The sequence below is a fragment of the Pseudomonas palleroniana genome (genome assembly GCF_003031675.1).
Taxonomy (GTDB): domain Bacteria; phylum Pseudomonadota; class Gammaproteobacteria; order Pseudomonadales; family Pseudomonadaceae; genus Aquipseudomonas; species Aquipseudomonas palleroniana.
Window position 1 is genome coordinate 110,271 of the sequence record NZ_PYWX01000032.1, and the last position, 22,970, is coordinate 133,240.

8 protein-coding genes are annotated in these 22,970 nt (G+C 60.3%); 5 read left to right on the forward strand and 3 right to left on the reverse strand.

Features of this window, described 5'->3' with window-relative positions; translation table 11 throughout:
• The first annotated feature begins 33 nt into the window (after positions 1 to 33).
• From C9383_RS28390 to C9383_RS11905, 3 genes are all read left to right on the forward strand, one after another.
• Complete coding sequence (locus C9383_RS28390) at positions 34 to 17,385, forward strand: two-partner secretion domain-containing protein (protein WP_090371202.1); 17,352 nt, start codon at positions 34 to 36, stop codon at positions 17,383 to 17,385.
• 5 nt (positions 17,386 to 17,390) lie between these two features.
• Positions 17,391 to 17,645 (forward strand): MafI family immunity protein, encoded by a 255-nt coding sequence (locus tag C9383_RS11900; protein WP_060752857.1) that lies wholly within the window; start codon positions 17,391 to 17,393, stop codon positions 17,643 to 17,645.
• Between the two features lie 181 nt (positions 17,646 to 17,826).
• Entirely contained in the window at positions 17,827 to 18,414 is a 588-nt protein-coding gene (locus C9383_RS11905; protein WP_090371200.1) for a tetratricopeptide repeat protein, read from the forward strand.
• A 110-nt stretch (positions 18,415 to 18,524) separates the two neighbouring features.
• Here C9383_RS11905 and C9383_RS11910 read toward each other — a convergent pair whose 3' ends face one another.
• Positions 18,525 to 19,718 (reverse strand): IS4 family transposase, encoded by a 1,194-nt coding sequence (locus C9383_RS11910; protein WP_090371198.1) that lies wholly within the window; start codon positions 19,716 to 19,718, stop codon positions 18,525 to 18,527.
• A gap of 268 nt (positions 19,719 to 19,986) precedes the next feature.
• Here C9383_RS11910 and C9383_RS11915 point away from each other — a divergent pair, with 268 nt between their 5' ends.
• Positions 19,987 to 20,343 (forward strand): hypothetical protein, encoded by a 357-nt coding sequence (locus C9383_RS11915; protein WP_090371194.1) that lies wholly within the window; start codon positions 19,987 to 19,989, stop codon positions 20,341 to 20,343.
• Positions 20,344 to 20,437: 94 nt separating this feature from the next.
• Here C9383_RS11915 and C9383_RS11920 read toward each other — a convergent pair whose 3' ends face one another.
• Together C9383_RS11920 and C9383_RS11925 are read right to left on the reverse strand one after the other, a co-directional pair.
• Complete coding sequence (locus C9383_RS11920; RefSeq protein ID WP_090371192.1) at positions 20,438 to 20,827, reverse strand: RidA family protein; 390 nt, start codon at positions 20,825 to 20,827, stop codon at positions 20,438 to 20,440.
• Positions 20,817 to 21,953 (reverse strand): DSD1 family PLP-dependent enzyme, encoded by a 1,137-nt coding sequence (locus C9383_RS11925; RefSeq protein ID WP_090371191.1) that lies wholly within the window; start codon positions 21,951 to 21,953, stop codon positions 20,817 to 20,819. Before C9383_RS11925 ends, C9383_RS11920 begins: the two co-directional genes overlap by 11 nt.
• A gap of 94 nt (positions 21,954 to 22,047) precedes the next feature.
• Here C9383_RS11925 and C9383_RS11930 point away from each other — a divergent pair, with 94 nt between their 5' ends.
• On the forward strand, positions 22,048 to 22,932 hold the full coding sequence (locus C9383_RS11930; protein WP_090371189.1) for a LysR family transcriptional regulator: 885 nt from the start codon (positions 22,048 to 22,050) through the stop codon (positions 22,930 to 22,932).
• Positions 22,933 to 22,970 lie beyond the last annotated feature (38 nt).

The following is a 22,970-nucleotide window of genomic DNA, read 5'->3' on the forward strand; positions in this document are numbered from 1 at the left end:
ATTTTTGACCGCCTTCGGGCAACGAGACATGACATGGACGTTCGTCAGTTCGCCTTCCTCGCGCGCCAGCCTTCTGCTGCCGTAAAAAGCCGTACCCACTTCCTGGGGCTGCCTAAACGAGGGTTGGCGTTGATCCTGGCCAACGCCATGTTCTGGCAACCGCTGCTGGCTCAGGCGGACGGTATCGTGGTCAGTGCGCCGGGCACCACGCTCGCGCAAGCGGGCAATGGCGTGCCGATCGTCAACATTGCCGCCCCCAACGCCAACGGCCTGTCGCACAACCAGTTTCATGACTACAACGTCGGTGCCAACGGGGTGATCCTCAACAACGCCACCGACCGCACCCAGTCCACCCAGTTGGGTGGCATCATCGTCGGCAACCCGAATTTCCACGGCAGCGCCGCCAACGTCATCCTCAATGAGGTCAACGGCGGCAGCCCCAGCCAGCTGCGCGGTTACACTGAAGTGGCGGGGCAGTCGGCCCATGTGATTGTCGCCAACCCCTACGGCATCAGCTGCAATGGCTGCGGTTTCATCAACACCCCGCAAGCCACGCTGACCACCGGCAAGGCCGTGATCGAAAACGGCCAGATCAACCGCTATCAGGTTGACCAAGGCACTGTTGCCATCGATGGCGCCGGCCTGAATGCGAGCAATGTCGATCAGTTCGAAATCATCACCCGCGCCACCACGATCAATGCGCAGATCCAGGCGAAAAAACTCACCATCGTCGCCGGTCGCAATGACGTTGATGCACGCACCCTGAATGCCAGCGTGCGCGCTGCGGATGGCAGCCAGGCACCGGACCTGGCCATCGACTCGTCGGCGCTGGGTGGGATGTATGTCGGCGCGGTCAAGCTGATCGGCACCGAGGCCGGTGTCGGCGTGCGGTTGTCGGGTGACATGGTGGCCGGTGGCGATATTCGGATTGACGCCGCAGGCAATGTGATCATGGGGCAGACCTCGGCCGGTACGGCGCTGGCGGTCAATGCGGCCAGTGTGCAAGCCAAGGGCGCAGTGTATGCCGGTACCGATTTGTCGGTGAAAACCCAAGGCGCACTGACCAACCAACAAACCCTGGCCGCCAAGGACAGCCTCACGCTGGACGCGGGCGGGCGATTGACCAACAGCGGGATTATCGAAGCCGGCGTCAACCCCGACAACAGCCGCAATGCCCAGGGTGATGTGCGCCTGACAGCCCAAGGCATCGATAATACCGGCAAGACCATCATTGCCAGTCGCGACCTCAGCCTCGATACCGGCGAGCTCATCAACCAAGGCGGCACCCTGAGCGCTCAGCGCAATGCGCAGTTGAGCGCCACGAGCCTGGACAACCAGAACCAGGGCCGAATCTTGAGCGCCGGCAGCCTCGGCGTGAACGCGGGGCAGTTGCTCAACAGCCAGGGCGGCCTGTTGACCAGCAGCGCAGCACTGACGGCAACGGTCGGCCAGTTGATCAACCGCAATGGCGAACTGTCGAGCCTTGGCCAGGCCAGCTTGCAGGTGGCGATGCTGGATAACGTGGCAGGCCTGGTGTCGGCCGGGCAAACCTTGAACTTGAATGCCAGTTCCGCCATCAACAACCAGGCCGGGCGGATCGCTGCGCACCAGGCCGTGCAGTTGAATGCCGCTTCCCTGGACAACAGCCAACAAGGATCGCTGACCAGCCAAGGCACGCTCGCTGTTGAACTCAGTGGCAGCCTGGCCAACCAACAACAGGGTCGCATCGAGTCCAGCGGCAACGCGACAGTCAAGGTCGGTGCGCTGGATAACCAGCAGGGTGGGGCGCTCACCAGCGGCCAGGCCCTGGACCTGACGGCGGGTGCGGTGAATAACAGCGGCGCTGGTCGGATCGCCAGCGCTCAAGGCTTGAACGCGAATCTCGGCAGCCTCGATCAACACGACGGCGGGCGTTTATACAGCAACACCGACTTGAGCCTGAACCTCAACCAGGGTCACCTGGACAACCGCAACGGGCTGATCAACGCCGCTGGGCAGTTGACCCTTGGCAACCTCGACAGCGTGGATAACCGCCAAGGTGAGATTTCCAGTGCGCGGGCGTTTACCGTCGCCGCACGCACGGTCGATAACGCGGCCGGCAAGCTGCTCAGCGACCAGGGGCTGACCCTGCAAATTGCCCAGGTCTTGAATAACGGTGCGGGGCTGATTGCGGCCGCCGGCCTGCAAATCGATGCCGCCGACCTGGTCAATGACCTGAACGGCAGCCTGAACAGTCGCGCTGCGCTGAACGCTCGGGTCACGGGGATGCTGGATAACCGTGGCGGCAGCGTCAGCGCTGTCGGTGCGAGCCAGGTCAATGTGGGCAGCTTGAACAACGGCGGCGGCAAGGTCTTGAGCGAGCAGTCGCTGATGCTGGCCGTTGCCCAGGCGTTGAATAACGCTGCAGGCCGGGTGAGCGCCGCATCGTTGCAGGTACACGCCGGCAATCTCGACAACAGCGGCGGTCATCTGGTGGCGCAGAACGGCCTGACCCAGGACGTCGACGCCACACTGCTCAACCGCAATGGCGAAATCCTGGGCCGCGATGTGCGGCTGACGGCGGGCGTACTGGACAACGCCCAAGGTCGGATACAGGGCGACACTCTGCTGAAGATCAACAGCGGCGACCTGAGCAATCGCAATGGCACCCTGGCAAGCAGCCAGACCCTGCAACTCACTGCGGCCAGCCTCGACAACACCCTTGGCAAGCTCACCAGCAATGCCGCGTTGACCGCCGCCATAGCCGGTCACCTGCTTAACCAGAGCGGGTTGTTCAGCGCGGGCACCGACCTGCAACTGAGCAACACTGACCTGAACAACCAGGGCGGCCAGCTCAGCGCCGGCGGCGCCCTGCAATTGCGCACCGGGTTGCTGGATAACAGCAGCGGCGGGCGCATCAACGGCCAGCGCCTCAGCGCGAATGTGACCGGCCTGGACCAGCACAACGACGGTCGTCTCTACAGCCAGGGCGACTTGAGCCTGGACCTCAATCGCGGCTACCTGAACAACCAGGGTGGGTTGATCAACGCTCCGGGGTCGCTGCTGTTGAATAACCTCAACAACGTCGACAACCAGGGCGGGGAAATTTCCAGCGCCACCGGCTTCAGCCTGCAAGCGGACAGCCTGGATAACACCCTGGGCAAGGTCTTGAGCGAACAGGCCCTGACCGTGCGTATCGCCCGTGCGCTGGCGAACGCCAAAGGCCTGGTGTCGGCCACAAGCCTCGACGCCCGAGCTGGGAGCTTGAGCAATCAGGGCGGTAAATTGACTGCGCGTACCGCGTTGAACCTCGGCGTCGATGGGCTGTTGGATAACCGCAGCGGCGAGTTGCTGGCCAATGACCTGGCGTTGACCGCCGGTTCACTCGACAACAGCGCAGGGCGCGCCCAAGGCGATCGCAGTGTGGCCCTCAGCAGCGCTGCCCTGATCAACCAGCACGGCACCTTGGCGGCCGGCGAGACCTTCACCCTCAATGCCGCCAGCCTGGATAACAGCGAAGGCACGCTGACCAGCGACGGCGCCCTGACCGCCGTGATCGCCGGGCAGTTGCTCAACCAGGCTGGCTTGCTGGCTTCCACCGGTAACCTACGCCTGAACCTGGGCAGTCTGGATAATCAACGCCAGGGACGCATCAGCAGCAAAGCCGACCTGACCCTCGCCGGCACCACGCTCGATAACCGCAACGGCAACCTCGCAGCGGTCGGCGTCTTGAAAATCAACGCGGCCAGCCTGGATAACCGCCAGGGCAGCGTGTATGCCAACCAGAATCTCGACCTGGCGTTGGACGGTGCCCTGAACAACAGCCAGCAGGGACGCTTGCGTGGTGATGCCCAATTGAGCCTGAAGGCAGGCCAGGTGGATAACAGCGACGGTGGGCGCGTCAGCGGTGGGCAGTCGCTCAGCGCCAGCGTGACGGGGTTGGACCAGCACAACGATGGTCGCCTGTTCGGCCAGGGCGACGTCAGCCTGGATCTCAATCGTGGCCATCTGAACAATCAGGGCGGCGCCATCACCGCACCGGGTCAATTGCGGCTGAGCAATCTCAACAGCGTGGCCAACCAGGGCGGGGAAATCTCCAGTAGCCGGGCGTTTACCCTGGCGGCCGATACGCTGGATAACCGCAACGCCAAAGTCCTCAGTGAACAGGCGCTGACCCTGCGAATTGCGCGCGCCCTGGACAACACCCTGGGCCTGCTGTCCGCCCAGGCGCTGGACCTGCGCGCCGGCAGCCTGGACAACCTCGGCGGCACACTCAGTGCGACTGACGGCCTGGCGGTGCAGGTCGAGGCTGCGCTGGACAACCGCAACGGTAAACTGTTGGCGCGCACCGCCTCGGTCAATACCGGCTCCCTGGATAACCGCGAGGGCTTGCTCCAGGGCGATGCCACGCTGAACCTCACCAGCCTTGGTGCCCTGGATAACCGTCAGGGCCTGGTGTTTGGCGCCCAGGCGCTGGACATCACGGCGGCCAGTCTGGATAACAGCAGCGGCAAACTCTATTCCAAGCAACAACTGGCCGTGTCGGCCAAGGGCGCGTTGGGCAACGCTCAAGGCACGCTCAACAGCGATGGCACCCTGGTGCTCACGGCCGGGCCGGTAGACAACAGTGCCGGCGGGCGCATCACCAGCCAGCAGCAACTCACGGCCTCCGTCACGGGGCTCGACCAACACAACGATGGCCGCCTCTACAGCCAGGCGGGTGTGAGCCTGGACCTCAACCACGGCTACCTGAACAACCAGGGTGGGTTGATTCATGCCCCGGGTGCGCTGCTGCTGAACAACCTGGCCAGCGTGGATAACCAGGGCGGCGAAATCTCCAGCACCCAGGCGCTGAGGTTCAGCGCCGAGAGCCTGGATAACCGCGCCGGCAAGTTGCTCAGCGAACAAGGGTTGATCGTGCGCATTGCCAAGGCCCTGGACAATACCAAGGGCCTGGTTTCCGCCACTGGCCTGGACTTGCGCGCTGATCGCCTGGTGAATGCCGAGGGCTCGCTCAAGGTCCGCGACAACCTGACGGCGCAGGTCGACACGGCACTCGACAACCGCCAGGGCGAAATCCTCGGCGCAAGTACCACCCTCACGGGGGCGTCGCTGGACAACAGCCAGGGGCTGATCCAGGGCGACAACCGGCTCACCCTTGAGCACTCGGGCGCGGTAGCCAACCGCAACGGCCGCCTTGTCACGGGCCAGGTCTTGAACCTGAGCGCCGGCAGCCTCGACAACACCCAGGGCAAACTGACCAGCGACGGTGTCCTGAATGCGTTGATCAGCGGTCAGTTGCTCAACCAGGCGGGGCTGTTGGCCGCCACTACCCAGCTGCAATTGACGGCTGCCAGCCTGGATAACCAGGCCAAAGGCCGTATTACCGGCAAAAACCATCTGAACCTGAGCGTCGGCCAATTCGACAACCGTGGCGGCAGCGTCGCGGCGGTGGGGCAATTGCAGGTCAACGGCACCACGCTGGATAACCGTGACGGCGGCTTGCTCAACTCAGGCCAGGCCATGACCCTGGCGGTGGACACGCTGGATAACCGCGCCGGGGAAGTCTCCAGCGTCACCGACCTGACGCTCACCGGCCAGCAGTTCGACAACAGCGCCGGCGGGCGCCTGCTGGCCAACGGCGACATGCAGTTGACCCTGCAGCGCTTGAACAACCAGCTCAAGGGCATCATCTCCGGGCAGCAGTCGCTCCACCTGAACGCTGCGCAATGGGACAACAGCGCCCAGGGCAGCCTGTACGCCAGGCGCAGCCTCGGCATCACCTTGAGCGATCACCTGAATAACCAACAAGGTGCGTTGCGCAGCGATGGCGACCTGAACCTGCGTGCGGCCAGCCTGGCCAATGACAACGGGCGCATCAGCAGCGCCGCACCGCTGGTACTGACCACCTGGGGCGCGATCAGCAACCAGAAAGGTGAGTTGCTCAGCGCGGTCGCCTTGACCTTGGCCAGCGCCAGCCTCGACAACCTGGGCGGGAAAATCATCGGTGACGGGGCCGTGCAGGTCACCACCGGCGCTTTCAACAACCAGCAGGGCGGGCGGCTGACCAGCGCCGAGCGCCTCAACCTGACGGCAGGGCAGGTGGACAACCGTGGACAGGGTCGCATCGCCAGCGCCAACACCCTCACCGCCAGCATCACCGGGCTTGACCAGCGCGGCGGTGGCCAGCTTTACAGCACGGGTGCGCTGACCCTGGACCTGAACAAAGGCCACCTGAACAACGCCGCAGGCTTGATCAGTGCGCCAGGCCAGCTGCTGCTCAAGAACCTGGCGACGGTCGCCAACCAAAGCGGCGAGATCTCCAGCAAACAGGCGTTCACCCTGGCCGCGCAAAGCCTGGATAACACCGACGGCAAGGTGCTGAGCGACCAGGCGCTGGAGCTCAAGATCGATCAGGCGTTGATCAACCGCAACGGCCAGGTTTCTGCGGCCGGGCTCACGGCTCAAGCGGCAAGCCTGGACAACAGCGAGGGCGTTTTCAGCAGCTCGAAAGACCTGAGCCTGACGTTGGCCGGTGACCTGCTCAACGTCGACGGCGAAGTCTCGAGTGCCGGCGCCAGCGTGGTCAACGCCATGACCTTGAACAACCACAACGGTCAGGTGATGGGCGATGTCAGCCTCGACCTGGCGATCCAGGGCGCACTGGTTAACCAGGCGGGCACCCTCGGTGCCGCCCAGCGCCTGCAAGTCACGTCGGCGAGCCTGGACAACAGCCAGGCCGGCAGCCTGGTCAGTGATGGCAGCCTGCGCGTGAAAGTCGACGGTTTGCTGGACAACCAGGCCAAGGGCAGTGTGATGGCCAAAGGGCTCATGGACATTCAGGCGGCGAGCCTGGACAACCGTGGCGGGCGTGTTTCCGGGCAGAACCTGCTGACCCTGCGCGGCAACAGCCTGGATAACCGCGCCGGCGCGATCCGCGCCAACCAGGACCTGAACCTCTACCTCGGCCAGTTGGACAACCGCGAGGGCGTGCTCAACAGCAAGCAGGCCCTGGGCATCACGGGCCAGTCGCTGAGCAACCAGGGTGGCTTGCTCAGCGCCGCAGGCCCGGTACGTCTGGCGCTGGAAAACGCCAATAACGACAAGGGGCGCATCGCCAGCCAGGCCGACCTGGACGCTACCATCGGCATCTTGACGCAACAAGGTGGCGAGCTGGTTGCCCAAGGCAATCTGGCCCTCACCGGCACCCGCCTCGAGAACCGTGACGGTGCTTTGGTCGGGGCCACAAAAGCGCTGAAACTCAAGGTCGATAGCGTCGATAACCGGGCCGGCGAAATCTCCAGCCAGATAGACGTCGAGCTCAGCGGCCAGCGCTTGGACAACAGCGGCGGCAAGCTGCTGGCCGGGACAGCGCTGCAATTGGCCGTGGCCCAGGTGATCAACCAGGCCAAGGGGCTGGTGTTCGCCCAGGATGCACGCTTGACCGGCACGCGCCTGGATAACGCCCAAGGCACCGTTGCCGGCCAGCGCTCGCTGGCGATTCAACTGGCAGCGGGGCTGGATAACAGCCACGGCAAGATCAGCAGTGAAGGTACGTTGCAACTGCTCGGCCAACGCATCGATAACACCGGCGGCAGTGTTTCCAGCGCCGGTACGCTGGATATCAGCAGCGCCAATGAGCTACTCAACCAGGGCGGTATCCTCGAGACCGCCCAAACCCTCGCCCTGACCAGCGCGAGCCTCGACAACAGCCAGCAGGGCCTGATCAAAAGCCAGGGCGCCGCGACCCTGGACACCGGCCTGTTCAACAACACCGTGGGCGGGCGCCTGATCAGCGCCGACAGCCTCGACCTCAAGGCCGCCCAGGTCAGCAACGCCGGCCGCATAGCCAGCGCCGGCAGCCTGAACGCCAGTCTCACCGGCCTCACCCAGCAGGGTGGGGAATTGTTCAGTAACACCCAGCTGAACCTGGATTTGAACCACGGTGACTTGAGCAACGCCGGTTTGATCAATGCACCGACCCTGGTGCTGAAAAACCTCGGTAACCTCAACAACCAGAACGGTGAGATCTCCAGCCAGAACGCCTTCACCCTGGCAGCGCGCAACCTCGACAACAGCAACGGCAAGCTGATCAGCAACCAGGCGCTGACCCTGCGCATCGACCAAGCCCTGGCCAACCTCAAAGGCCGTATCAGCAGCGCCGGCCTCTACAGCCGCAGTCTCAGCCTGGACAACACTGAGGGTCTGGTCAGCAGCCGGGGCGTCCTGGACCTCAGTGCCGGCGACCTGATCGATAACCAGCGCGGCACCCTGATGGGCGACGGCAAGGTGTTACTGGGCAGCGCCAACCTGGACAACCGTGGCGGCGAAATCGCCGGCAAGGCGGAACTGACGGTTAACGCGAACCGCCTCGACAACCAGCAAGGCCAGTTGATCGGCACCGACACCCTGCACCTCAGCGGTGCCAGCCTCGATAACCGTGGCGGCCTGGTCGGCGCCACAAAAGCGCTGACACTCGACGTGGCCGGCATCGACAACCGCGCCGGTGAATTGACCAGCAACGCCGACGTCAACGTCACCGGCCAACGACTGGATAACAGCGACAACGGCCAGGTCTTCGCCGGCAGTGGCCTGAACCTCAGCGTCGATCAACTGCTCAACCGCCACGGCGGTCAACTCAGCGGCCAGCGCCTGATGCTGGCGGGCACCGGCCTGGATAACAGCGGCGGCAAGCTCCTCAGCCAACAACCGCTGCAGGTGGAACTGGCCGGCGACCTGGACAACAGCCAGGGCTTGCTGAGCAGTGAGGGAACCCTCGACGTCAAGGCGCGCAGCCTCAACAACACCCAGGGCAGCCTCTCCAGCGCACAGGGCTTGAGTGTCGAAGTCACCGGCCAACTGAACAACCAGAACGGTGAACTGGTCACCGACGGCGCCCTGGTGCTGCGCAGCACCGGCCTGGGCAACCAGCAAGGCAGCCTGAGCGGTAAAGGGCCGGTTGCGGTCACCACCGGCGTGCTGAATAACCAGGGCGGGCGCCTCAACAGCGGCGACACGCTCAACCTGAGCGCCGGCCAACTCAACAACGGTGGCAGCATCGGCAGCGCCAAGGCGCTTACGGCCAGCGTCACGGGCCTGGACCAGCAGGGCGGCAAACTCTTCAGCAACACCCGCCTGAGCCTCGACCTGAACAACGGCCAGTTGAACAACCAGGGCGGTCTGATCAATACCCTCGGCCCGCTGCTGCTCGACAACCTCAATGCCGTCAACAACCAGAACGGTGAAATCTCCAGCGCCCAAGCCTTCACCCTGGCCGCGCAAAGCCTGGACAACAGCAACGGTAAACTGCTGAGCAACCAGGGCCTGACGCTGCGCCTCGCCCAGGCACTGGCCAACGTCAAGGGCCTGATCGGTGCGGCCAGCCTCAACGCACAGGCAGGCTCTGTGGACAACCGCGGCGGCACCCTGACCAGCCGCAGCGACCTGCAGCTGACCAGCGAGGGTCTGCTCAACAACCAGGACCAGGGCTTGATCAGTGCCAAGCAGGCGCTGACCCTGACCAGCGCCAACCTGAACAACCAGAACGGCAGCCTGCTCGGTACGGCAGGCGTCACCCTCAGTGCCATGGCGCTGGACAACCGTGCCGCCGGCCTGATCAACAGCCAGGGCACCCTCAACCTGAGCGCCGCCAGCCTGGACACCGGCAGCGGCGGTGAGGTCTCCGCCAAAGGCGCGATGGACCTGAACCTGAGCGCCCTGAGCCTGGCGGGTGGCCGTGTCATGGGTGAACAACGCGTCACCCTGGACCTGAACAACAACGACCTGGATAACCGCAACGGCTTGATCCTCGCCAAAGGCCCGTTGACCCTCAACCGACTGCGCACCTTCAACAACCAGAACGGCGAACTGTCCAGCCAGCAAAACCTCGCCCTGAGCACCGGCACCCTGGATAACAGCGGCGGCAAGCTGATCAGCAGCCAGGTGCTGACCGTCAACGCGACCCACCTGCTCAACCAGAGCGGCCTGGTTTCCGGTTGGCAGGGTCTGAACGTCTACGGCGGGCGCCTCGACAACCGCAACAACGGCACCTTGTCCAGCCGCAGCGGGGCAGTCGACGTGGGCCTTTCCGGCGAACTGCTCAATGGCGGTGCCGGTGCCCTGGTCAGCCAAGGGCAACTGAGCGTACGGGCGGCCAGCCTCGACAACAGCGGCGGCATCCTGTCCAGCGGCGCCGGGCAAAGCCTGGTCATCAGCGCCGGGCTGAACAACGCCAACGGCGGCCTGATCGACAGCGGCGCCGACCTCGACCTGCAAGCCGCCACCCTCGACAACCAGGCCGGCACCGTCAACGCACAGCAGGCGCTCACCCTGACCGGCACCGACCTGCACAACCAGGGCGGCACGCTCGCCAGCAATGGCCGCTTGACCCTCAACCTGCTGAGCATCCTCGACAACACCAACGGCAAGCTGGCCAGCGCCGGCCCGTTGCTGTTGCAGCGCGCTGTCCAGGTCAACAACCAGGGCGGCCAGATTGCCAGCCAGGGCCTGCTGACGCTGCTCACCGGCGGCCTCGACAACCGCCAGCACGGCACCATCGCCGGCAAGGACCGCGTAGCAATCACCAGCACCGGCGTCCTGCAAAACGACGCCGACGGTTTGATCTACAGCCAGGGTGCAGACCTGCAAGTCAAGGCTGTCAGCCTGAGTAACCGTGCGGGCGTGGTACAGGGCCAAAGTGGCTTGAGCCTGGATGTCAGCGGTGAACTGGATAACCAGGATGGCAAGCTTCTGGCGCAAAGCGGTGATGTCATTGCCAAGGCCAATACCCTGAATAACCAGGGCGGCACACTCGCCAGCCTCAAGGGCCTGTTGGATGCCAACGTGGCTGACAGGCTGCTGAACGGCTATAGCCAGGTCGGCAAGGCCGGCGTGATTCAGGGCCAGCGCTTGAACCTGATCGCCGGCGGCGTGGATAACCAACACGGGCGTATCGCCGCGCAAAATGGCGACGCCGTGGTCAACGCCAATTATTTCGCCAACGCCTACGGCGGCCTGTATGCCAAGGACCTGCTGCGGGTCGGCGGTGCGGGGCTGGACAACAGCTTTGGGCAAATGGCGGCGAACCGGGTTGAATTGGGGCTCAGCGGCCAACTTAGCAACCACTCGGGGATTATCGAGAGCGACACCCTGCTGAACGTGCAAGCCGGCAGCCTCGACAACCAGGGCGGCCAATTGCGCGCCATGGGCAGCGGCGGCAAGACCGACTTCCAGGTCGGCGGCGTATTCGACAACCGCAACGGCCGCCTGGAAACGCGCACCAGCGACCTCACTCTCAATGCCGCAAGCTTCCAGAACCAGGGCGGCAGCCTGCTGCACAGCGGCACCGGCACGTTTGATATTGCCACCGCGAACCTGACCAATGCCGGGGGCACTGTCGTCACCCAAGGGGGCTTGACCCTGGCCGCTGATACCTGGACCAACAGCAGTGTGATCCAGGCCGGACGCTTGACGGTGAACGTCAATACCTTGAATCAAGCCGCAGGCGGCCAGTTGTTGGCGTCTGACAGCTTCGTAGGCAGTGGTGGTAACTGGAACAACGATGGCTTGATCGCCAGCGATGGCACGGCCCAATTGACGCTGGCCGGCAGCTATGGCGGCAATGGGCGTTACAGCAGCGTGGGTAACCTGGGCCTGAGTGCCGGGCAAGTGAACCTGAGCACGGCGGCGAGTATTGCCGGCGGACAGGACAGCACGATCAACGTGGGCGGCCAGTTGACTAACGCCGGGCGTCTGACCTCGGCCAACACCATGACCGTCACGGCAGCAGATGTCAGCAACACCGGCACACTGGCGACCGGCGCCAATCTGACCCTCAGCAGCAACACCCTGCTCAACAGCAATGGGTTGATCACCAGCGGCGGCGACATGCAGTTGCTGGCCACCCGCTTTACCAACACCTACGCCGATGTTTACGGGCTGGGTAATGTCCTGATCGCCAAAGATGCCAGCCAGACCAAAGCCGATTTGCTGGATAACCGTTCGGGCACCGTCGAGAGTGCGAAAAACCTGACCGTCAGTGCCATGACCGTCAATAACGTCAGGGACGTGTTGGAGTATTCGGGGCATGAAAAAAGTTCGGTCAAGATCACCGAACTCGACTGCAACCTGATCCCAGGTGCGGGATGTGACTTCCGCAGCAAAGGCCGTCGAAATGGTCTGTGGCAAATCGATGAAATCGATCGCTTGAACGTTACCCGCAGCAGCGTGGCCTCGGCGCTCAGCAGCGGCGCTGACATGCAGATCGACGCCCAGACGCTCAACAACCTGAGCAGCACCATTGCTGCCACGGGCAACCTCACCGCCAACGCGACCACTATCAATAACCAGGGTGTGCAAGCCCAGGAGATCAAGACCACCCGCACGTATTGGAACTTTGTCACGCAAATCTTCCAGGCGCTGCCGGCGGCCGCCAACTTCAATGCAAAAAATAGCCCTGCGCCCTCGGCGACCGTCGAGGCAGACCTCAGCTATTTCCTCAGCCTTATGGGGGGCGGCAAGCTTTCCGAAAAAACCACCACGCTCAATAGCGATGGCCAATCCTACGATGCGGTCATCCAGGCGGGGGGCAACGTCGCACTGAACGCTGCCCAGAACATCAACAACAGCGTGGTGCGTCCTTACTACGCCTATGTAGCAGCCGGCCGCACGAAAACCGATACAGGCGCAGGGAGTGGCTATTCGACGGCGATCTCCATCAATTCGCAGTTGCCTCCCAACCTGGCCCAACAGCAAGTGAACCCCCTCGCGCTTCCGGGCTTCAGCCTGCCCACCGGCCAGAATGGTTTGTTCCGCCTGAGCGGGCAGGGCGCCAGCAGCGGGCAAGCGGCTCAAGCTAATGCCGGGCCTCAGAGCTGGACCCTTGGCGCCGCCAGCGTCGGTTTGGCGCAACGCCAACAGACCCTTCCCGAAACCCAGGGGCGGACGATTCAGTTGGAAGAGGTCACCCAGCTCTCCGCCAACAGCCGACAGGTATCGGTTACGGCCCGCGAGGCCAGCGGAATCAACGCCAGGGCCAGTGCCGTTAACATCGCCGGCATAGGCAATGCCGATGCGGTCACGCTGCAACCTGGCCGTACCAGCGGCGGCGATATCACCCAGGTCGATGGCATCAACACCCAAAACCCTGTTGAAGGCTCGCGGCCGACGGTTGATGTCTCTCGTCCGAATGTCGACCTGTCTGGCCTGACACCCGCCGAGCGCGACGCCCGTATCGTGCTGACCACACCCGATGGAACATCGTCTGGCGGCACTCGCCCTGACCAGAACGTCCCAAGCCTCTCAACTGCCGATCGCGCAACCAGCGTTGTAGCCGTTGCGCCGAGTAGCACGCGCCCCGACCTTGACCTGCCGGGCCTGATCCCACAGGCCCCTGTTGCACAGGTTAGTGTCGTCGCGCCGCAGCCATCCGTGGTGGTTCCGGTGGCGCCTCTGCCACGAGAGACCCCGTCGGTCACGCCGCCAGTCGATCAGCCTGGTGCAAGCGTCAGCAGCCGACCTGCCGTGGTCGCAGTTGTGCCATCTGCGGCTGAACCGACTCCGGTTGCCAGCCAGACCGTCAACCGGGTGCAGGGTCTTCCAGACAAGAGCGCGGTGTCGCAGCCGCACAAATACTTGGTCGAAACCAACCCGGTGCTCACCGGCATGAAGCAATTCATGAGCTCGGACTACCTGCTGTCCGGGCTGGGCTACAACCCGGACGAGAGTGCCAAGCGCCTGGGCGATGGTTTCTACGAACAACGCCTGGTTCAGCAAGCCGTCGTCGCACGTACCGGCCAGCGTTTCCTCGATGGGCAAACCAGCGACGAAAAGCTGTTCAAATACTTGATGGACAATGCCATCGCCAGCAAGCAAACGCTGAACCTGGCGGTAGGTGTCAGCCTGAGCTCCGAGCAAGTCGCGGCGCTGACCCACGACATCGTCTGGCTGGAAAAAAGCGTGGTCAACGGCGAAGAGGTGCTGGTGCCGGTGCTGTACCTGGCCAACGCCAACAACCGCCTGGGGCCCAACGGCGCGCTGATTGCGGGCAATGACGTCAGCCTGATCGCCGGCCAGAACCTGAACAACGTCGGCACCTTGCGTGCCGGCAACAACCTGTCGGCCAAGGCCGGCAACGACCTGGTCAACAGTGGCTTGATCGAAGCGGGCAACCGACTGGACCTGCTGGCGGGCAACAACATCGTCAACAAGGCCGGCGGCATCATTTCCGGACGCGACGTCACCATGACCGCCGTAAATGGCGACGTGATCAACGAACGCACCGTCACCGGCCACGACAGCAGCGATGGTGTCATCAGCGAACACAGCGACTTTCTCGACAGCGCCGCACGTATCGAAGCGGCCAACGACATGAGCATCAGGGCCGGCCGCGACTTCTCCAACCAGGGCAGCGTGCTGCAAAGCGGGCGCGACACCACCATCCAGGCCGGCCGCGACCTGAGCTTCGGCTCAGTGGAGCAGGCCAACAGCAACGCGAACCTCAGCGCCCGCAACAACAGCCGCTCCGTCACCCAGAACGGTTCATCGGTGACGGCGGGTCGCGACCTGTCAGCGATTGCTGGCCGCGATCTGACGGCAATTGCCAGCCAGATGGATGCCAAGCGGGATGTGGCGATGTCGGCGGTGGGCGACCTGACGATGGCTTCGGCGGCGGACGAGCAGCATTCGGCGTTGAACCTGAAGAAGGTGAAGGCGCAGGAAGACCATGTGAGCCAGGTGGGCACGTCGGTCAAGGCTGGCGGGGATGTTTCGCTGAGTGCTGGCAAGGACCTGGCGATGATTGCCAGCCGCGTCAGTGCGGGGGATGAAGCGTATTTGGTAGCGGGTGGAAAGCTGGGGTTGCTGGCGGCGGAAGACAGCGATTATTCGCTGTATGACATGAAAAAGAAGGGGAGCTTCGGGAGCAAGAAGACTCAGCGGGATGAGGTCACTCAGGTCACCAACATCGGGAGTGAGATCACGAGCGGGGGGGATCTGACGCTCAAGAGTGGTAGTGATCAGGTGTATCAGGCGGCCAAGCTCGACAGTGGTGAGGATATCGCGATTGTCAGTGGTGGCGCGGTGACCTTCGAGGGCGTGAAGGACCTCAAGCAGGAAAGCCACGCAAAAAGCAAAAGCAGCCTTGCCTGGAACAGCATGAGTGGCAAGGGCAATACCGATGAAACCGTCAGGCAGACCCAGATGGTTGCCAAGGGCGACATCATCATCAAGGCTGTTGACGGTTTGCACATTGACGTCAAGCAGGTCAATCAGCAGACCGTCAGCCAGGCAATTGACGCGATGGTGAAGGCCGATCCGCAGATGGCGTGGTTGAAGGACGCCGAGAAACGCGGGGATGTTGATTGGAAGCTGATCAAGGAAACGCACGACTCGTATAAGTACAGCAACTCCAGCCTTGGGCAGGGGGCGATGCTGGCGATCATCATCATTGTCACGGTATTGACGGCGGGGGCTGCCAGCGCCGGGGTCGGTTCGCTCGCAGGTGCAACGGCGGGATCTGGTTCTGCGATGGCAGCCGGAACTGCTGCGACAGCCGCCACGTCAACGAGCGCAGCAGTTGCTGCGACATCAGCAGGGCTCGGGAACATTATCGCGACAGGTGCCTTGACGTCGTTAGCCGGCACGGGAGCGGTTAGCGTCATCAATAACAAAGGTAATCTCGGAGCGGCGTTCAAAGACACGTTCAGCAGTGACAGCTTAAAAAATGCGCTGATTTCCGGATTGGCCGCTGGTTTCACCACGGGTGTCATCGATCCAAATCTGGGAGGCACTACCAAGCCGTTCAATAACCTGACCAAAGGTTTTGATCTCAGTACCCTGGAGGGTATTGGAGGGTTTGCGGTTCATGCGGGTGCTCAAGGTGTGGCCACCGGAGCCATCCAGACCGCGATTGGTGGCGGAAGCCTGGGCAAGAATGTTACGGGCGGTCTGGTCTCCCAGGCCGGGAACGTAGCGGCAGCGACGGCTTTTAACTTCGTGGGAAGTTATGCCCAAGAGCATTGGCAGGCCGCTAAGAATGCAGGCGATACCAATGGCATGGCGATGTGGGCTGAGGGAGGTGTGGCTCGTGTCTCCATGCACGCGTTGTTTGGTGGTGCTGTATCCAGTGCCACGGGTGGGGACTTCAAGACCGGGGCCATTGCTGCTGGCGCGAGTCAGGCAATGGCGCAGGTTCTGAACGATACATTCGACAAACAACCAGAGTTGAGGCAAGGGGTAGCGCAGATTGTCGGACTGACTGCTGCAGGCTTGGCCGGAGGGGATGTCAATAAGGCGTCCTGGGTGTCGCAAATGGCGGATCAATACAATCGCCAACTGCATCAAAAAGAGACAATCGCGCTTGAGTCGTTGCAGAAAGACAATCCGGACAACGCCTATAAATTGAAAGCCGCCGCCTGTGCCTTGGTGCATTGCAGCGCCTCCGTTCCGGTTGACGACCCTAACTACAAAGTCATCCGCGAGCTCGAATTGGATGGTGGCAGCTTTAAAGATGCTCAGAAGCAACTGATGGCAACGGGGGCTTTTGATGAATACGGGCGGTGGGATAAAGCCAACGATAATTTGCTGAAGAATGATGAGGCGCTGAAGCGTTCTGGAAATGCGGGGCGTGCTGTGCTGGGGGCGATTGGTGCCGCCGCGGGCTTCGGCGGTGCAATACTGTCTACGCCAGCCTGCGTGACAGTTGTGGGTTGTGCTGCACCAGCGCTTTCCGGATTGGGAGGTGCGCTTTCCTTTCACGATGGGATGCAGGCGACAGGGGAGCTGCTAACGCCTTATCAATACACTCAGGGGCAAAAGGTACTTGATTCGTTCAGTTCTGATACCTACCCGGGTGATGTTAACCCGATGCGTGACTATGGAACCGCGGCTGCGCGGGCGGCGATGGAAATTGCGCTGTTTAAGGGGACCGCGAAACTCGCAAGTGGAGAGGGGGTGTCGGTTCTGTTGCCGGGCAAGAAGCCCGTAGTATCTGCAAATGGTGGGGATGCGCTTCCTGCGCAGGAGATCGCAGGTGCAAAAGGACTTGGAAAGGATTACGTTGACATTCTTTCTCCTGAAGCAAAGCAACATATTCTGTACGGTGATAAGCCAGGCAGTGGTGGGCATATGTGGCCAGGACAGGAAGGGAAGACAGTTTTTCCTGAAAGTTGGTCAGGAGATAAGATTATTGACGCGGTCGGCGATATCACGACATCTCCGAGCACTAAGTGGTACGCGCAAACTGGAACCGGTGGGGCTTATACAGCTAAAGGAGATGCTGCTAAATGGGTCGCTTATGAAACTCGTGATGGTGTGCGAATGCGAGTTGTATATCAGCCGGCTACAGGAAAGGTTGTTACTGCATTTCCTGATGATGCTCCAATTCCACCTTACAAGCCAATTAAGTAGGATTTATGTTTGCGGAACGCATCATTAAGTTTGGAAAAAAATTCGAAGGTCGATTAAACTCCGATCTTCTCCAGGGAGCCTTGGATTATGTCGCGTATAGCGAAGAGAGCCTAGCCTTTGAGATATTGTGCGATCATATTTGCGAATATGATATTTCTATAACGGACGAAGAGTATAGAGAGGCTGTTCTGCTGGTTTTAGATATGGGGCTTGATTTAGATGAGGGGCCATTTAAGCACCTGCTGGGATTGAAGCAGTAAAGAGCTAGAAATTAGTTGGAATAAATAGGGGCCAGACCACGATTTTGCGTTTTTAGAGTTTGGTAGAGTTGCTCTTTAAAAACATTGAAGAATGATGGTCTGACCCTATTTCTTTTGGAGTACCACCTAGTCAGCTAGAGTTATTTAATTCATAGATTAAGAAGGTTAGACCAGTTGGGGAATGGTTTTGAATGTTTCTAGAGATGGCGATGTGAGAGGTGTTCTGATTGATTATCTTTCAAATGATAAGATTGAAGATGGCGAGTGCTATTTTGAAAGTGTCTCGAATTTGCTTTCTGAGTATATTCGTCTTGAATGTTTAGGGGATATTTGTTTTTATCGGCGTGAAATCGCTAAAGCAATAAAATACTATGAGTCCGCTACACGTTTGGCGCCAGAGCGAGCAATCGCGAGATATCTTTATATTGCAGGAGTTAAGAATGAGAGGTTAGGGAACTTTGTGGACGCTTTTAAATATTATCAAGCGGCTATTGAAACGGAACCTTCATTTGTTGATTCCTACGTGGAGCTTGGAGGTCTTTTAGTGAGAATTGGTGATTTTGAAGGCGCCTTGAAATGCTATGAAGATGCTTTGAAAATAAGGCCAAGGGAATTGATTAATCATGAGAATTTAATTTCGGTTTTGACGAAGCTTTATGAAGGTGATAGTGAACGTTATAAAGTTGAATTTAATGCTGCTAAGTCAGCTTGTGAGGAGCTTGAGCGAGCCGGCGGGCTAATATCTTCAGATAAGTTAGGTAAGTGGTAATAATGAAGCGTAGGGGGGTGGACCCTGCTTTTGTGTTTTTTAGAGTTCAGAAAAGTTGCTCTTTAAAAATATAAAGAATGGTGGTCTGCCCCTGAGGGATCCCCACAAATCTATCCCAGGCTCTGCGCTTGATGGTGCACCTCATCACGCAGAGCATGCTCCAGTATTTTCAGGTGTTCTCGGTCGCCGAAACCTGTGCAACTGCGCCAATACTCCAGGCCTAAACGCCATAATGAAAGTACTCTCCGCTCCTTGAGGTTATTGCTTTGAAAGCGCCTTTCCAGTTGGTTCTCACGTGCCTGTAACCCTGTTAAGAAGATGAGGTAGTTGGCCAGAGCGGCAATCAACAACAACACTTCGATGCGTTTTGGACAACAGCTACGATGCAGATTCAGGCCCAATCCCAGATGCTTGCTTTTTAAATCTCGGAAACCTTCTTCGATCTGCATGCGCCGCTTATAAATCGCTACGATTTTTGCTGGGCTCCACTCACCCCGCGCCAGGTTGCTGGCAAGCAACCACGGCTCACGCTCACGCCTGGCGGACTGTCGGCTGAGCTTACTTCTGGCGATTGAACCCGTGATTCGTTGGTGTTTGCGGCCCTTGGCTGAATGCCGAACACAGTACAAATCGATAAAGTGAGGGGCGCTTCGCGTCATCTCGACGCGGCCCAACGACTTAGGCGATGAAGTGGCCAAAGCGTATAAATTCTTTACGGGTTGCCAGTCATTCTCTTCGCGACGATAAAGCTCACGATTTCTGATCCGAGCCACGTAATACCAGCCTTGCGCTGCTACGGCCTTCATCCACGGGCGCCGGAAACCCGCATCAGTGACCAGGATTGGAACGCATCCATCAGGCAGTAATTCAGCTAGTGTTTTGAGTAGGCGGCTTTGATATTTTGGGCAACTCTCGCGTTCATGGACACTTTCATAAATAGGAAACGAGCGCCCTGCAAACGGGATCGCGGCTCTCAATAAGAACGCGTCGCCTGGAGCATCAATTCGAGACCAGTCCACCAAGATTAAAGGATGCTTCAAGGAACCCAACAATGCCCGCAGTATCACCCAATAGAACAGCGGGCGTTCTGCTCTCAGGTGTTGATTACCCAACAATCGGTCCACTCGCTTGATCGCATGTTTGGGGTACGCCCGACCTGGCATAAAACGTCCAAGAGCAGTCAGCGTCAGGCGGCGACCTTGCAGTAACGAACTGACACAACTCATCAGCGTTGTCAGGCGGCGAGAATGGATTGAGGGCAGTGCTTGAGCGAGCGCTCTGTGCAAAAATCGGATGGTCTGCATGGGTCCGGATCTTAGTTTTGTGTGGTGCAAACCAAGTTGCCGACCCATGCAGGCCTCTTCAATATTCCAACTTCTTGATTTTCGGTAAGAAAAATCGGGGATCCCTCAGGGTCTGACCTCTATTTTCTCGGTTTAGAAAATGGTTATTGGATTTCTGTGAAAAATGGACAGCCGATAAACCCAGCAACCGGTGGTACTGGCGCAAGGGGAGATACACATGTGCCATTGCCGCCTAATACTGTGCCGCCTAAGCGATGAGAGTGTATTTATGATTATTGACGCCGATTTGGCAGAACTGGATTCAACAGTGCTTACAGGTGTGACAGTCGGGGTTGGCTCGCAGGTTTTGATATTCGGGAATGGTGCTACCGTGCTAATACAGTGTCCCTTTACAAGTGAAATACATGGACGGAAACAACAGGGGCACGGTGAGGATGTGAGCACCAGTGAGTTGCTTTTTGATTATCTGAATTGCCAGGTGACAAGTGCTTCGCTTGAAGAGGAGGGGATTCTGGTGTTGAAGTTTGAGGGGGAAAAGTCATTGAGAGTCATCCCTGAGTGTAACGGGCTTGAGTCCTATGTGATCTCTACTCGGCTTGGTATTTGTCCTGTTGCAGTAGTTTAATGTGGAAATAGGGGGCAGCCCCTGAGGGAGCCCCAGCCAACCAGCAGACATGACCACAAAAAGTTAAAAAACCGTCCTTGGCCCACGCTGACACTTACAACCCACCAACCACCGCCTCAATTTCTATCAAATAACCATGATGCAACCCCGCCACCGGAACCACCGCACGAGCCGGCCGATGCTCTCCCAGATAACGCGCATAAACCCGGTCAAAAGCGGCCCAATGCTCTACCCCCACGACATACACCGTCACCTTCAACAGGTCACTCGCACTCCGGCCGGCTGCGCTGAGGATTGCCATCAGGTTATCGAGCGCGATTGAGGCTTGCACCTCGAACGGTTGGTCGGCGCTGTGCTCGCCGTTTGCGCGCACCGGCAACTGCCCGGACACGTATAAAACGCCCTGGTGCAGTACCGCCTGGGAGTAATGCCCGCCTGGGGCTGCCGCGTTGGTCGTGTGGATCAGTTCGATCTTACCAGCCATGCAGGCGACTCCAGGTGTGCACGGCGCCTTCGGCGTCGCAGGCGTGATAGTGCGGGAATTGCGCGCCGGTGGCGCACGCGTGGTTGGGCAGGATGCGCAGGCGGCTGCCGATGGGGAAGCGCGTCACGATGTCGGTGCCCTGGGCCGCTCCAAGGGTGATGATGCCGTGCTCCTGGTTGGCGCCTGTCACTCGCGCACCGTCGATCCAGTCGCCGGTTTCGGTACACACCTGCCCGTAGCCGAAATCCTGGCGCTGGCGTTGGGTGCCGCGGTCACGGCTCATGGCCATCCAGCCGGCGTCGGTGATGATCCAGCCTTTGTCTTGCTGATGGCCGATGACGGTGGTCAGCACGCTCAGGGCCAACTCGTCCGCCTGGCAAACGCCGATGTTGTGCATGACCAGGTCGAAGAATACGTAGACACCTGCACGTACCTCCGTCACGCCTTCCAGGTTCAGCGCCGACAGGGCGGTGGGTGTGGAACCGATGCTGACCTCCGGGCAGGCCATCCCGGCTTGGCGGATTTTTTCAGCGGCGCTGACGCAGAGCTGGCGTTCCTGTTCGGCAAGGGCCTGCAATGCTGGAAGAGTGTCGAGTTCATAGCTGGAGCCGGCGTGGGTCATCACGCCGCGCAATTGCTGGCCGCCCTCAACAAGGACACGGGCAACCGCTAGCAGCGCAGGGTCTTCAACGGCCAAGCCTGAGCGGTGGCCGTCGCAATCTATCTCGATCCACACGTTGAAACGTTCGTCGTGTTGCTGTGCGAAGGCGACAATCGCTTGGGCCCCGACAACGCTATCGGTGAGCACACTCAAGTTGCAGCCCTGGCGCCTGAGTGCGAGGGCCTGAGCCAACTTGCCGGGCGCTACGGCCACGGCATAGAACACATCGTTGATGCCCTCGGCAAAGCAATACTCCGCTTCTTTCAGGGTGGACACCGTGACGCCGTTCGCGCCGGCGGCTATCTGCGCCTTGATCACGGGCAGGCATTTGCTGGTTTTGATATGCGGGCGCAAACGCACACCCAAGCTGTGCATGCGTTGCTGCATGCGCTGAATATTGCGCTGCATTCGCGAGACATCGATTAGCGCGACGGGGGTATCGAGGGAGGCAATCAGGGCTGACATGACAGAACTCAGGTGGCTGGATACGCGGCCACTCTACTCAGCGTTCGTAAAGTTGTGGTTCAATCAATGGTCATCAATCATTAAGTAAAATTGAATGATCTCTGTCGAAGATCTACGCCTGGCTGCAACACTGGCGCGCTCCGAGTCTTTGAGCGCTGCGGCCAGAATGCTCAACGTCTCGCCACCCGCACTGTCCATGCGCCTACGCAAATTGGAGACGCTGCTGGGGCTGACCCTGGCCAATCGCGATGCCCGGCGCTTGAGCCTTACGGCTGATGGCGAGCGTTTCTCCCGTGAATGTGCGCTGTTGCTGGAGCAACTGGAGGCGCTGCCGGAGTCGTTCAGGCAACAGGATGAGCGGCTGACCGGCACGCTCAGGCTGGCGGCGCCGTTCGGCTATGGACGCCAGCGGATTGCACCGCTGCTGGCCCGCTTCGCCAGGTTGCATCCACAGCTGCGCCTGCAGCTGGATTTGCGTGAAACGCCATGGCCTGATCGTCGCGACAGCGACGCAGTTATTCACATTGGTCACCTGAACGACAGCCTGTGGATCGCCAGGCCCCTTACGCAAAACCACCGATGGTTGTGCGCAAGCGCAGCCTATCTGGAGCAGTACGGGGTGCCATCTTCACCGGAGCAACTGGCCGAGCATCGCTGCATTTGCATTCGTGAAAATGATGAAGATGTCACGCTATGGCATCTGCGTAAGGGGCAGGGGCGCAAAACACTGCGCATCGAACCCGCACTGTTGAGTAACGATGGAAGCGTCGCGCGGCGTTGGGCCGAGCAAGGCTTGGGCTTGGTGCTGCGTTCGCAGTGGGATGTCAGTGATGCAATCGCCAACGGTAGCCTGGTCCGGGTGTTGGCGGATTGGCAATTCGACAGTGCGCCGATCAACCTGTTGGTGCCCTCACGCAAGCTGCGTAGCCCGCGGGTGGAGGCATTGGTGGCGTTTCTGGAGGACGCATTGAAAGCCTGATCAGACGAAGGGCGGCGCAAACATGCTTTATGCAAGTG